Raw genomic sequence first — 12,781 nt, 5'->3', positions numbered from 1 at the left:
GGAAGTGACGTACACCACGCCCGCCCCAGGTGTACGGCTCCGGGACGGTGCGGCCGGGCCGCCCGCCGCGTCACAGCGCCAGCAGCATGGCGAGCATCCCCAACCCCATGGCCACCTGGCAGGCCCGCAGGACCACGGGCGGCCCGGCGCACGCACCCCGCTCCGCGCCGACCACCCCACGGGGCCCGGCCCCGGCGTCCCCCGGCACCAACCGGACCCCGGCGGCGAGCACGTAGACCGCGTAGTAGGCGAGCAGCAACCCGGTCAGCAGCGGGACGCCGGCCGGGGCGGAGTGCGTCATCCCTGCCATCCCAGCCATCCCAGCCATCCCGTTCATCCCCGCCGCAGGGTGTCCGGCCATGTCCGGCATGCCGACCATGGCGAGCGCCATGTAGACCATCGCCAAGGCGCCCACCGCATGGTGCGGATGGCGCCGCACCAGCGCCCACAGCGCCGTCGCCCCGAACACCGCGGTGAAGACCCAGGGCGACCACGCGGGCGGCGGCACCACGGACGCCGGCAGCGCCATCACCGCCATGCCCACCGCCATCAGGGCCTCGCAGCGGGCCGTCACCCGCTGCGCCGGGGAGCCGCCGCGGCTCCGCGTCAGGCAGTAGCCGCCGGTGGCGGCGCACAGCAGCACCAGCAACCAGCCGACCAGCGACGGTGTGTGCACGGGACACCTCCCGGACCGGGGACGGTGAGCACCGGCAGAATGCCCGGCCGCGGCGCGGCACACGGGAGCGCACGGGCGCAATCCGGGAGCGCAGGGCGCCGGCGGCGGGTCGGGCGGCCGGTGGCGGACCCGTCAGCCCGCCGCCCGCTCCGCCCCGCACCACGCGGTCAACGCCGCGCGCAGCCCCTCCCCGGTCACCGGCCCGTCGCTCGCCCAGGCCAGATAGCCGTCGGGGCGCACCAGCAGCGCCGCCGCCAGGGGATCCCGGGCGGTGGCCGCGACGATCGTGACGCGGTCGGCCCAGCCCGCCGCTGCGTCGAGCGCGTCGCCCGCGCCGGAACCGTCGAAGCCCAGCAGCAACGGCCGCCCCGGGCGCAGCAGTTCCGCCAGGCGGGTCGGCCCGTCCGCCGTCGTCAACGGCAGGTCGCGGGCGAACGTCCCGATCCGCGGGTGCCCGCCCGGCCCCGACGGACCGCCGCCGGCAGCGGGGAGGATGTCGTAGCGGATGCCGGTGGCGTAGATGACGTCGCTGAGGTACTTGTTGACCTCCTCCATCTCCAGCAGCCGGCTGAACAGCGCCCGCAGCGCGTCCACTTGTGGTCCCGGCCGCATCAGCGCGACCTGGGCCCGGGTGTTGTCCAGCACCTCCGCGGCGACCGGATGCCGCTCCGCGTGATAGCTGTCCAACAGCCCCTCCGGAGCCCAGCCCCGACACTCGGCGGCCAGCTTCCACCCGAGGTTGAAGGCGTCCTGGAGGCCGAGGTTGACGCCCTGCCCACCGGCCGGGAAGTGGATGTGCGCGGCGTCCCCGGCCAACAGCACCCGGCCCGCCCGGTACCGGCCCGCCTGGCGGGCGCTGTCGGTGAAGCGGGTCACGAAGTCCACGTCGGTCAGGGCGACGCGCTGCCCGGTCACCCGCTCGATGGCCGCCGCCAGTTCGTCCCCCGTCGCCGCGTCCTCCTGGTCCGTCGGCCGGTCCCACTCGATGACGGATATCCGCCCGTCGGCCATCCGCATGAACCAGCCGCCGTCGCTCCGCCGCCAGCCGCCCGGCAGCTCCCCGCCCCCGAGGACCTCCACGGTGCCGCGCCCCATCCGGGACACCAGCGACGGCCCGGTGCCCGGGAAGGCGATCCCGGCGTCCTTGCGGACCACGCTGCGCCCGCCGTCGCACCCGACGAGGAAGTCCGCGCGGACCGCGCCCTCGCCGTCCGCGGTCCGCACGCGGACGGTGACGCCGTCCGCGTCCTGCTCCAGGCCGACCACCTCGTGGTCGTGGCGGACCACCGCGCCGAGCTCCTCGGCCCGCCCCGCGAGGAGGTCCTTGAGGACCTGGTGCGGCAGGGTCAGGCCGTGGGGCTGCTCGGCCGGCTCCGAGGTGTGCCGGCCCAGCTGGTACAGCCCGGCGAAGTGGCCGCGGGCGCCGTGGTCGTCGAGCTGCCCCCGCCACGCATCCAGGTCCGGCAGGGTCTCCTGGGCGCGGGTGAACTCCGCCAGCAGGCCGCGCCGGTCCAGCGTCTCCAGGGTCCGGGCGTGCAGTGCCAGCACGCGCGGTTCGCCCACCCCGCGCGGCCCCCGTTCCAGGACGAGGGTGGCGACGCCGTGCAGCCGCAACTCCGCGGCGAGCGCCAGGCCGACCGGCCCGCCGCCCGCGACGACGACGTCGAAGTGCTCCCCGACGGAGGGTAATTCCGTAGTGGTCATGGCGTGACGCTAGCGAGCGTGGCACCTCACCACCAGTTACCGTCGTGCAGGCCGGAGTTGCACCGCACGCACGGCCGCCCGGTCCCGGCGACGCCCGCGGACGGCCCCGCAACCGGCCGGCCCGTGACCCGCCGCGGACCGGCCCGTCGGCTCAGGGCCGGTAGCGCAGCGGATGGTCGGCGGGGACCTCGGTCACCACGATCTGGTGCCCGTCCGGGTCCGCGATCCACATCTCGATCAGCCCCCAGGGCTCCCGCACCGGCGGGCGCAGCACGGTCACCCCGCGCTCCACCAGTTCCTCGTGCGCCCGCGCCGCGTCGGCCACCTGGAGCCACAACTGGACGGTGGGCGTCGGGGCGTCCGTGGCCCGCCCGGAGACCTCCAGGAACCCGCCTCCGAGGAAGTACACGGTGCCGCGCTCCGGCCCCGTGCCGAACTCCCGGTAGACCGCCAGTCCCAGCGCCTCGCCGTAGAACGTCCGCGACCGGTCCGGATCGGCCGGCCGCACCAGCACCCTGCTGCTCAGTACCTGCACCATGGCACGGACCCTACGCCGCCGGACCGCCCCGCCCGGGCGGACACGGCGCAGCTCGGCCACCGGGACGGCCGGCCCGCGGCGGGGCACCGGGACCATGGGCCCTGCCGCCGGCCGCCGCCGCTTGTTAGCCTCGCGGGCAGCCACCTGTACGGCCGAGAGGACCCCGCTCACCATGACCACCACCGCGCTGACCTTCCGCTCCGCCACCGAGGCCGACGTGCCCGCGCTCGTCGCCCTGGTGGAATCGGCCTACCGAGGGGACGCCAGCCGCGCCGGGTGGACGACGGAGGCGGACCTCCTGGAGGGCCAGCGGACGGACCCGGACGGCGTCGCCGACGTGGTGCGCAACGACCGGGGCCGGCTGCTGGTCGCCGAGCGGGACGGCGAGCTGATCGCCTGCTGCCAGCTGGAGCACCGCGAGGACCACGCCTACTTCGGGATGTTCGCGGTCCGCCCGGACCTCCAGGGCGGCGGCCTGGGCAAGGTCATCATCGCCGAGGCCGAGCGGACCGCGCTGGCCGCCTGGGGCACCCGGGAGATGCGGATGACCGTCATCCGCCAGCGTGAGGAACTGATCGCCTGGTACGAGCGCCGGGGCTACCGGCGCACCGGCCAGTTCAGCCCGTTCCCCTACGGCGACGAGCGGTTCGGCATCCCGCAGCGCGCCGACCTGGAGTTCGAGCTGATGGTCAAGCCGCTGGGCTGACGCCGGGGCGGCCGCCCCGCACAGCCGCCCGGCCCCGCACAGCCGCCCGGTCCCTCACAGCCGCCCGGCCTCGATGATCCGCTGGAGGAACTGCCGGGTCCGGGGGTGCTCGGGCTCGCCGAAGACCCGACCGGGCGTGCCGCGCTCCAGGACGACCCCGTCCTCCAGGAAGCACACCTGGTCGGCGACCTCCCGGGCGAAGCCCATCTCGTGGGTGGCGATGACCATCGTCATCCCGTCCTCCTTGAGGTCCCGGACGACCCGCAGCACCTCGCCGACCAGCTCCGGATCGAGCGCCGCGGTGATCTCGTCGAGCAGCAACAGCCGCGGCCGCCCGGCCAGCGCCCGGGCGATCGCCACCCGCTGCTGCTGGCCCCCGCTGAGCCGGTCCGGATACTCGTCGGCCCGCCCCTCCAGCCCCAGTCGCGCCAGCAGCTCGCGGGCGCGCTCCCGCGCCTCGGCGCGCGGCACCCCGTGCACCCGGCGCGGCGCCAGCGTGATGTTGTCCAGCACGCTCATGTGCGGGAAGAGGTTGTACGCCTGGAAGACCACCCCGATCCGGCGGCGCACCGCGTCCGGGTCGGCCCGCGGATCGGTGATCTCCTCGCCGTCCAGGAAGATCGCCCCGTCGTCGATCTCCTCCAGCAGGTTGGCGCAGCGCAGCAGCGTGGACTTGCCGGACCCGGAGGCCCCGATCAGCGCGGTCACGGTGTGCGGGGCGACCTCCAGGTCCACGTCCCGCAGCACGACGGTGCCGCCGCGCCCGTAGGTCTTGCGCACCGACTCCATCCGCAGCACCGGCCCGCCGGCCGGCGCCGGTGCCGGCGACGCCACCGGGGTGTCGTCCGTCCTGCTCATACCGTCCCTCCCTGGGCGCGCCGGCGGTCCATCCGGGCCGTGACCCAGTCCGTGAGGCGGGTCATCGGGATCGTCAGCGCCACGAAGACCAGCCCGGCCACCACGTACGGGGTGTAGTTGAAGTCCTTGCTGGCGATGATCTGCGCCGCGTAGACGGCGTCCACCGCGCCGGCGATCGACACCAGCCCGGTGTCCTTCTGGAGCGACACCAGGTCGTTGAGCAGGGGCGGCACCACCCGGCGCACCGCCTGCGGCAGCACCACGAAGCGCAGCGTCTGCCCGCTGGAGAGCCCCAGCGAGCGGGCCGCGGCCCGCTGCGAGGGGTGCACCGACTCGATGCCGGCCCGGAAGACCTCCGCGACGTACGCCGAGTACGTCAGCACCAGCGCCGCGCCCCCGAGGACCACCGGGTCGGTGGTGACGCCCTGGAGCCGCAGCGCGGGCACCCCGAAGACCACCATCAACAGACAGATGATCAGCGGCATCCCGCGGAAGAAGTCGGTGTAGGCGGTGGCCAGCGCCCGCACCGGGAAGAACACCGGCCCCCGCAGCGTACGCGCCACCGCCAGCAGCAAACCCAACACCAGCACCGCGGCCCCGCAGACCACCAACAACCGCAGGTTGAGCAGCAGCCCGTCCAGCACCTTCGGCAGCGCGAGGCGCGCGTAGGCGGCGCTGAAGAACGTCTCCCTGGTACGCGGCCAGCCGGGCGCCGCCGTGATCACGAAGTACAGCACCGCGCCGGTGACCAGCGTGCTCGTCGCGGCGAGGGCGGTCGCCCGGCGGGCCCGGGCCCGCCTGTACCGCTCCCGTTCGCGCCGCCGCGCGGACGGCACGTACCCGTCGTCGGCGCTCCCGACCGCGGCGTCCGGCGCGGCCCCGTGCTCCGTTCCCTTCATCCTCGCCGTCCCGGAGGTCACTTCAGCACCGGAACGTTGACCGCGTCGGCCAGCCACCGCTTCTCCAACGCGGCCAGGGTGCCCTTGCGGCGCAGCGCGTCCACCGCCGCCGTGACGCAGCCGGTGAGCTTGCTCTCCTTGTCCAGCACCAGCCCGAACTGCTCCTTGGCCGGGCCCTGTTGGCTGAACTGCCCGACCACCACGGCGTCCTTGAGTTCGGCGGAGGTGATGTAGAAGGCGGTCGGCAGGTCGACCACGATCGCGTCCACCTGGCCGTTCTTCAGGGCGGACTTGGCCAGGTCGTTCTTCTGGAAGACCGCGGCGGTGCGGTGGGGTCGGACGGTGTCGTCGACCAGGTCGAGGCTGGTGCTGCCGACCTGCGCGCCGAGCTTGACGTCCGCGAGGTCGGCGATGCTCTTGGCGCCGGCCGCCTTGGAGCCCTTGAGCGCCACCACCGCCTGCCGCACGTCGTAGTAGCCGGCGGAGAAGGCCGCCGCCTGCTTGCGGGAGTCGCTGATCGACACCTGGTTCACGTCGAAGTCGAAGTTCTTCGCACCGGGCGCGAAGGCGCTGTTGAACGGCACGGTCTGCCAGTGCACCGCGTCCTTGCGGTAGCCCAGTTCCTCGGCCACGGCGTAGGTCACCGCCGATTCGTAGCCCTTGCCGTTGGCCGGGTCGTCGTCGACGAACCAGGGTGCGTAGGCGGGCTTGTCGGTGCCGACGGTGAGTTTCCCGGGCGTCACGGTGGCCAACTTGCCGGGTGCACAGCTCTGCTTGCCCTGTCCGGCGGCCTGCGAGCCGCCGGGGGAGGCGTCCTGCGGGGCGCAGCCGACCGCGGCGACGAGCAACACGGTGGTGGCGCAGACGGCGAGACGCACGGGGCGTGGGGACAGGTACATGCGGGGAGGGTGACAGTGCTCCGGCCGCCCTGTCGAGATCAGCGGGCCGAACGTCCACATGCTGGAAACCCGTTGCGCCGCTGTGAACTGCGCGTTTCCCGTCGGGCGGCCCCCGTGTGGCGGGCCCGGTCGGCCCGCCCGCCGCCCGCCGGCTACGCGGTGAAGCGCACCGCCCGTCGGATCTCCGGCTGGTCGGTGACCACGCCGTCCAGCCTCAGCCCGCGCGCCAGCCGCAGTTCGTCGTGGGTGTTCACCGTCCAGCCCAGCACCCTCAACCGGGCGGCGTGCGCCCGCTCGACGAGCTCCAGGGTGAGCCGCGGGAGGTAGAGCGACACCAGTCCCGCGCCTACCGCCGTGGCCCGGTCGACGACGTCGGCGCCGTACCGCTCGCCCACCAACCCGGTCCGCACCCCCGGCAGCAGCGCACGGACCGCCGCGAGCGCCTCGTCGTGGAACGAGATGACCTCCACCCGGCCGGTCAGGTCCCGGGCGCGCACCACCTCGGCCAGCGCCCGGGCCGCCGCGACGTCCTTGATCTCCGCCTGGAGCGGCAGCTGCACCGCGTCCACCACGTCCTCGAACACCGGGATCCGCTCGCCCTGCCCGGCGTCGAGCTCCCGCAGTTCGGCGAGGGTGCGTTCGGCGATCGGGCCGGTGCCGTCGGTGGTCCGGTCGACGTCCGGGTCGTGCATCACCACCAGCGCGCCGTCCTTGCTCAGGTGCAGGTCGAGTTCGATGACGTCGACGCCCTCGCGTTCGGCCCGTTCGAAGGAGCGCAGGGTGTTCTCCGGCTCCACACCCATCATTCCGCGGTGCCCGATGGTGAGAAAGGACAAGGCTGCCTCGCTTCTGTCGGCTCGGTTGCTGTCGGCTCCGCGCACGTGTCGGCCGCCGGCGCACTGCTGCCCGAAATGGCCCACAGCCTAATCCGCCCGACAGCGGCAGCGCCGTAGGGACAAGTGCCCTCTAGCCCGTACGAGTGCCCGCGTGTTCCGCCGGCTACGCACCGGTGGCCGGTCCGGCCGCCGCCAACCGCGCCAGATCCGCCAACATCTCCTCGGCCGGCGCCAACTCCGCGAGGTGCCGGCGCTCGCTCCAGGCCAGTGCGACGCGCGGGAACGCCCACTGCGGGACCCGCTCGGCGCGCCGCAGCGCCCCGCGGACCTCGGCCAGTTCGTCCCGGGTCCGGGCGAGGTGGCGTTCCACCAGGGCGCGCAGGGTCTCCGGCGTGGCGGCGTGGCCGAGCCAGAGCCGCAGCACCAGCGGGTGCTTGAGGACCGGCGGCCCCGGCTCGTCGACGCCGTCCGCCCAAGCGGCGAGCGCGGCGCGGCCCGCGTCGGTGAGCGTGTACCGCCGGGCGGCCCGGGGCTCCTGGGGCGCGGACGTCCGCGACGTCGCCAACCCCATCCGCTCCAACCGGCGCAGCTCCGCGTAGATCTGGCTGATCGCGGGCGACCAGGAGAAGAACCGCAACGAGGCGTCGGCCCACTTCTTCAGCTCGTAGCCGGTGCGTGCACCGCGGAACGAGAGCAGTCCGAGCACCGCCCACGCGGTCGCCGGCAGGTCCGGCGGCCCCGCCCCTTCCCACTTCTGACGATTAGTCATATGACTGATTGAAATAGTGAGTTGGCCGCAGGACAAGCCGGGAGGCACCGTGAAGTTCTCGATCATCTTCGAGGCCCAGCTCGCCGATCCGACCGTCGCCCGCGAGCACCAGTTGTTCCACGACTGCGTCGAACAGGCCGTCCTCGCCGAGCAGATGGGATTCGACCGGATCTGGGCGGTCGAGCACCACTCCCTGACGTGGTACGCGCACATGAGCGCCCCGGAGGTCTTCCTGACCTGGGTCGCCGCCCGCACCCGGACGATCCGCGTCGGCCACGGCGTGGTCTGCATGCCGTTCGCCTTCAACCACCCGGCCCGGGTCGCCGAGCGGGCCGCCACCCTCGACCTGCTCTCCGGCGGCCGCCTCGACCTCGGCGCCGGTCGTGGCGGCACCGCACAGGAGACCTCGCTGTGCGGCGTCGACCGCGACCGCACGACCCGGGAGGTGGAGGAGGCGCTGCGCATCATCGGCCGCGCCTGGCAGGGCGAACAGCTCGCCTACCACGGCGAGTTGATCGACATCCCGCCGCACCCGATCCTGCCCCGGCCGCACCAGACGCCGCACCCGCCGCTCTTCCTTGCCTGTAGCCGCACCGAGACCCTGCGGCAGGCCGCCGAACTGGGCGTGGGCGCCCTCGTCATGGGCTTCGCCGGCCCGGAAGCGGTCGCCGAACTGCGCACCGCGTACGACGCCGCACGGGCGGCCCGCACCGGCGACCGGCTGGTCTCCACCCAGATCAACGACCACTTCGCGGTGCTCTGCCCCACCATCGTGCTCGCCGACCGGGACCGGGCCCGCGCCGTCGGCCTGCGCGGTCAGCGCTTCTTCGCCCAGGCCATCGCGCACTGGTACGGCGGCGCCGGGGTCCCCGACGAGGCGGTGGTGGAGGGCACGGACGAGGCCGTCGAGCTGCGGCGGGCCGCCGAGACGGTCGTCGCCCACCTCCACGAGCAGCGCATCCCGGTCCGCCCGAACGCCACCGCGACCTTCCGGGCCGACCACGCCTACGGGACGGCCGAGGACGCCATCGCCTACGTGGAGCGGCTCCGGGCGGCCGGCGCCGACGAGGTGATGTGCCTGATCCAGATGGGCACGGTGCCGCAGGAAGCCTGTCTGGAGACCATCCGCCAATGGGGTGAAAAGGTCATCCCGTACTTCGCCGAGGGGCGTGCCGCCCCCGCGTCCGTCACCCGCCCGGACGGGTCGTGATCCCCTCGCCTACCCCGCCGTCGGCCGGAGAAAACGCGGAATCAGGCGCCACCCGCGCCAGGAAGTGAGATCGAATCCGTACCTCACAGGAAAAACAGTCGTGACCATGGGGTGTCAGCAGAATAATTTTCAGCAGCCCCACTTGAATGGGCGATCCTTGGCTGGTTACGGTGGTCTCACAGGACGATCTACCGCCGGAGGGCAGTCATGACGGAAATTCTTTCGCCTGTGGGTGTCCGGGGTGGCACCCCGTCCCACGAGTCCGTGGTCGCGCACCCCGCCTGGCCCGTGCTGAAGGACGCCATCGAGGCCATCCGCCCCTGGCAGTCCAAGGACGGTTCGATCGACCTCGCCGCGGACGGTGCGCCCACCGCCACGGCCGTCCGCCACGAGGTCGACCGCGCCATAGCCGCCATCCGGGAACTCGCCCCGCTGCTCCCGCACAACGCCGCCTACCACCAGGCCCTCGACGCCGACCTGCGGCGCTGGGCCGACCAGGGCTTCGGCGTCCCCGACTTCCTCGACTCGCTGCTCGCCTTCCAGCCCGCCCAACAGCGCGCCGACGGCCTCCAGCACCTCGTCGTGTTCCCCATGTACACCCAGAACGGCAACCCGAACCGCAACTTCGAGGCCGTCGTCCTGCGCATGGTCTGGCCCGAGTGGCTCGCCGACCTGGAGCGCACCCGCTACGACAACCCGCTCTTCTGCGGGATCACCTTCGAGGACTTCACCGCCGGCTACGACACCAACTCGGCCGTCCTCTTCCCCGAGACCATCGCGGTCCGCCAGGCCCCCGAGCGGTTCAGCTGGGGCGGCATCTTCTGCGACCGCGAGGCCGCCCGCTTCCGCCGGGTCAGCGAGGCCGCCGTGGACATCCTCGGCGTCGAACTCCCCGCGGACGTCGCGGCCATGCTCGACGACCAGCAGCGCTGCCAGCAGGCGTTCGTCCTCTGGGACATGATCCACGACCGCACCCACAGCCACGGCGACCTGCCGTTCGACCCGTTCATGATCAAGCAGCGCCAGCCGTTCTGGATGTACGGCCTGGAGGAGCTGCGCTGCGACCTCACCGCCTTCAAGGAGGCCGTGAAGCTGGAGGCCGAGGGGTACGCACAGGCCCGCGACGTGCAGTTCGCGGTGATCTTCGACCGGATGTTCCGCTTCCCGGTCACCGGCGACCGGGTGCGCAATTATGACGGCCTCGGCGGCCAGCTGCTCTTCGCGTACCTCCACAAGCACGACGTCGTACGCTGGACGGACAACACACTGCACATCGACTGGGAGCGGGCGCCCAAGGTCACCCAGCAGCTGTGCGGCGAGATCGAACGGCTCTACCGCGACGGCATCGACCGACCGAAGCTGGTCCACTGGTTCGCCGCCTACGACCTCGTCTCGACCTACCTCGCCCCGCACCCCGGCTCGGCCTGGGCCAAGGGCCCGGACGCCCTCAACCTCGACCAGCCGCCGCGCAAGCTCGTGGACGACGTGCTTCCCGACGAGTTCCCGCTGAGCATGTTCTACGAGGCGCTCGCCAAGAAGCTCCGTTCCGTGATCGCCTCGACCAAGGGCATCACCGCCCACAGCGACACCCCGGCGGCAGCGTGAGGAACGTACGGACCGAACAGGACCAGAACGGACAGCGCAGCGTGCGCAACGACCAGAACACCCGGGCAACGGCCGTCCAGGGGCAGGACGAGGAGGCGACGGAGATGGTTACTTCGACGGGCGGCCAGGGGCCGCTGGACGGTGCGGTCATCGCGGTGGCCGGAGCGGCCGGCCCCGCCGGCCGGGCCACCCTGCTGCGGCTGGCCGAGGCCGGCGCGGTGGTGGTCGGCTCGGACTCCAACCCCGAACGCCTGGCGGAGGCCGTCGACGCGGCCCGGTACGCCCACGGCGGCGCCACCGTCATCGGCGAGACCGTCGACCTCCTCGACCTCGACCAGACCCGCGAATGGGCCGCCCGCACGGAGAAGGAGTTCGGGCGCGTCGACGGCGTCGTCCACCTCGTCGGCGGCTGGCGCGGCTGCTCCACGTTCACCGAGACCGACCTCGCGGACTGGGACACCCTCCACCGGCTCCTGGTCCGCACCGTCCAGCACACCTCCCTCGCCTTCTACGACGCGCTCGACCGCAGCGGCAACGGCCGCTACCTGCTGATCAGCGCGGCCGGCGCCAGCAAGCCCACCGCCGGCAACGCCGCCTACGCCGCGTCGAAGGCGGCCGCCGAGGCGTGGACGCTCGCCATGGCGGACGGCTTCCGCAAGGCCGGGGGCGAGGACGGACCGCGCGCCGCGGCTGCCATCCTGGTCGTCAAGGCGCTCGTCAACGACCAGATGCGCGCCGAGCGACCGAACGCCAAGTTCGCGGGCTTCACCGACGTCACGGAGCTGGCCGAAGCCATCGCCGGGGTCTGGAACCGGCCCGCCCAGGAAGTGAATGGACAGCGTCTGTGGCTGACCCCCAAGCCGTGAACCGGGCGAAGACCGACGCCCGGCAGCACCACGACCCGCAGCTCCGCGGCTTCGCCAGCGACAACTACGCCGGCGCCCACCCGGAAGTGCTCGCCGCGCTCGCCCTCGCCAACGGCGGCCACCAGGTCGCCTACGGCGAGGACGACTACACCGAGCACCTCCAACGCGTCTTCCGCAGCCACTTCGGGCAGCGGGCCCAGGCGTTCCCGGTGTTCAACGGCACCGGCGCCAACGTCGTCGCGCTGCAAGCCGTCACCGACCGCTGGGGCGCGGTGATCTCCGCCGACACCGCCCACATCAACGTCGACGAATGCGGCGCCCCGGAGCGGATCGGCGGCCTCAAACTGCTCACCGTCGCCACCCCCGACGGCAAACTCACCCCCGAGCTGATCGACCGCCAGGCGTGGGGCTGGGACGACGAGCACCGCGCCATGCCGCAGGTCGTCTCGATCACCCAGAGCACCGAACTCGGCACCGTCTACACCCCGGACGAGGTCCGCGCCATCTGCGACCACGCCCACGAACGCAACATGCTCGTCCACCTCGACGGCTCCCGGATAGCCAACGCCGCCGCCACCCTCGACGTCCCCATGCGGGCCTTCACCAACGCAGTGGGCGTCGACATCCTCTCGTACGGCGGGACCAAGAACGGCGCGGTCTTCGGCGAGGCCGTGGTCGTCCTCAACCCCGACGCGGTCCGCGCCATGAAACACCTGCGCAAGCTCTCCATGCAGCTGGCGTCCAAGATGCGATTCGTCTCCGTCCAACTGGAGGCGCTCCTCGCCAAGGACCTCTGGCTCCGCAACGCCCGCCACGCCAACGCCATGGCCCAGCGCCTGGCCACCGGCGTCCGCGAGATCCCCGGCATCGAGATCCTCTACCCCGTCCAGTCCAACGCCGTCTTCGCCCGCCTCCCGCACGACGTCAGCGAACGCCTCCAGAAGCGCTTCCGCTTCTACTTCTGGGACGAACCGGCCGGCGTCGTCCGCTGGATGTGCGCCTTCGACACCACCGAAGACGACATCGACGGCTTCCTGAAAGCGATTGCGGACGAGATCCGCCGCTGACCACCGTTTTTGCTTCCCACGTTTTTGGCTTTCCCGCCGTGGTGGTTGGCGTTTGCGCCTGGCGGCGCGGGCGTTGTCGGCTTTCCCGCCGTGGGGGTGCTGTTTGCGCCTGCGGCGCGTTGTCCGCTGCGCGGGGCTGTTGGGTGCG

General features: G+C 72.9%; 13 protein-coding genes. 5 read left to right on the top strand and 8 right to left on the bottom strand.

Annotated features, from left to right (window positions below; all coding sequences use genetic code 11):
• Positions 1-70: 70 nt before the first annotated feature.
• The 3 genes from ACJ6WD_RS22955 to ACJ6WD_RS22945 all read right to left on the bottom strand — a co-directional run bounded on the left by ACJ6WD_RS22955 (position 71) and on the right by ACJ6WD_RS22945 (position 2,918).
• The gene (locus ACJ6WD_RS22955; protein WP_407616417.1) at positions 71-676 is read right to left on the bottom strand and encodes a DUF5134 domain-containing protein; all 606 of its coding nucleotides are present in this window, start codon (positions 674-676) and stop codon (positions 71-73) included.
• Positions 677-808: 132 nt separating this feature from the next.
• The gene (locus ACJ6WD_RS22950; protein ID WP_407616416.1) at positions 809-2,380 is read right to left on the bottom strand and encodes an FAD-dependent monooxygenase; all 1,572 of its coding nucleotides are present in this window, start codon (positions 2,378-2,380) and stop codon (positions 809-811) included.
• A gap of 151 nt (positions 2,381-2,531) precedes the next feature.
• Complete coding sequence (locus ACJ6WD_RS22945) at positions 2,532-2,918, bottom strand: VOC family protein (RefSeq protein WP_233659788.1); 387 nt, start codon at positions 2,916-2,918, stop codon at positions 2,532-2,534.
• A 172-nt stretch (positions 2,919-3,090) separates the two neighbouring features.
• Here ACJ6WD_RS22945 and ACJ6WD_RS22940 point away from each other — a divergent pair, with 172 nt between their 5' ends.
• Entirely contained in the window at positions 3,091-3,624 is a 534-nt protein-coding gene (locus ACJ6WD_RS22940; RefSeq protein WP_376445265.1) for a GNAT family N-acetyltransferase, read from the top strand.
• 54 nt (positions 3,625-3,678) lie between these two features.
• Here ACJ6WD_RS22940 and ACJ6WD_RS22935 read toward each other — a convergent pair whose 3' ends face one another.
• The 5 genes from ACJ6WD_RS22935 to ACJ6WD_RS22915 form a co-directional block, all read right to left on the bottom strand.
• On the bottom strand, positions 3,679-4,482 hold the full coding sequence (locus tag ACJ6WD_RS22935; protein ID WP_331247187.1) for an amino acid ABC transporter ATP-binding protein: 804 nt from the start codon (positions 4,480-4,482) through the stop codon (positions 3,679-3,681).
• Positions 4,479-5,381: an amino acid ABC transporter permease gene (locus tag ACJ6WD_RS22930; RefSeq protein WP_407616415.1), complete on the bottom strand. Its 903-nt coding sequence runs from the start codon at positions 5,379-5,381 to the stop codon at positions 4,479-4,481. The genes ACJ6WD_RS22935 and ACJ6WD_RS22930 overlap by 4 nt, the downstream gene beginning before the upstream one ends.
• A gap of 17 nt (positions 5,382-5,398) precedes the next feature.
• Positions 5,399-6,280 (bottom strand): ABC transporter substrate-binding protein, encoded by an 882-nt coding sequence (locus tag ACJ6WD_RS22925; RefSeq protein ID WP_331247185.1) that lies wholly within the window; start codon positions 6,278-6,280, stop codon positions 5,399-5,401.
• Between the two features lie 152 nt (positions 6,281-6,432).
• Positions 6,433-7,116, bottom strand: coding sequence for a glycerophosphodiester phosphodiesterase family protein (locus ACJ6WD_RS22920; protein ID WP_016571549.1), 684 nt, complete (start codon positions 7,114-7,116; stop codon positions 6,433-6,435).
• A 163-nt stretch (positions 7,117-7,279) separates the two neighbouring features.
• On the bottom strand, positions 7,280-7,822 hold the full coding sequence (locus ACJ6WD_RS22915; RefSeq protein WP_376556761.1) for a PadR family transcriptional regulator: 543 nt from the start codon (positions 7,820-7,822) through the stop codon (positions 7,280-7,282).
• Positions 7,823-7,934: 112 nt separating this feature from the next.
• Here ACJ6WD_RS22915 and ACJ6WD_RS22910 point away from each other — a divergent pair, with 112 nt between their 5' ends.
• The 4 genes from ACJ6WD_RS22910 to ACJ6WD_RS22895 all read left to right on the top strand — a co-directional run bounded on the left by ACJ6WD_RS22910 (position 7,935) and on the right by ACJ6WD_RS22895 (position 12,633).
• Positions 7,935-9,095 carry an LLM class flavin-dependent oxidoreductase gene (locus tag ACJ6WD_RS22910; RefSeq protein ID WP_016571551.1) on the top strand — a complete coding sequence of 387 codons (1,161 nt, stop codon included), beginning with the start codon at positions 7,935-7,937 and terminating at the stop codon, positions 9,093-9,095.
• A gap of 207 nt (positions 9,096-9,302) precedes the next feature.
• The gene (locus ACJ6WD_RS22905) at positions 9,303-10,700 is read left to right on the top strand and encodes a DUF6421 family protein (protein WP_233659793.1); all 1,398 of its coding nucleotides are present in this window, start codon (positions 9,303-9,305) and stop codon (positions 10,698-10,700) included.
• Positions 10,701-10,804: 104 nt separating this feature from the next.
• The gene (locus ACJ6WD_RS22900; RefSeq protein WP_233659801.1) at positions 10,805-11,566 is read left to right on the top strand and encodes an SDR family NAD(P)-dependent oxidoreductase; all 762 of its coding nucleotides are present in this window, start codon (positions 10,805-10,807) and stop codon (positions 11,564-11,566) included.
• Positions 11,563-12,633, top strand: coding sequence for a low specificity L-threonine aldolase (locus ACJ6WD_RS22895; protein ID WP_317623460.1), 1,071 nt, complete (start codon positions 11,563-11,565; stop codon positions 12,631-12,633). The genes ACJ6WD_RS22900 and ACJ6WD_RS22895 overlap by 4 nt, the downstream gene beginning before the upstream one ends.
• The last annotated feature ends 148 nt before the right edge of the window (positions 12,634-12,781 follow it).

Source organism: Streptomyces sp. VTCC 41912, from assembly GCF_045799175.1.
GTDB classification, from domain to species: Bacteria; Actinomycetota; Actinomycetes; order Streptomycetales; family Streptomycetaceae; genus Streptomyces; species Streptomyces albulus_C.
The sequence above is the reverse complement of the archived record's forward strand: the minus strand, read 5'-3'. Positions and strand labels throughout refer to the sequence as shown.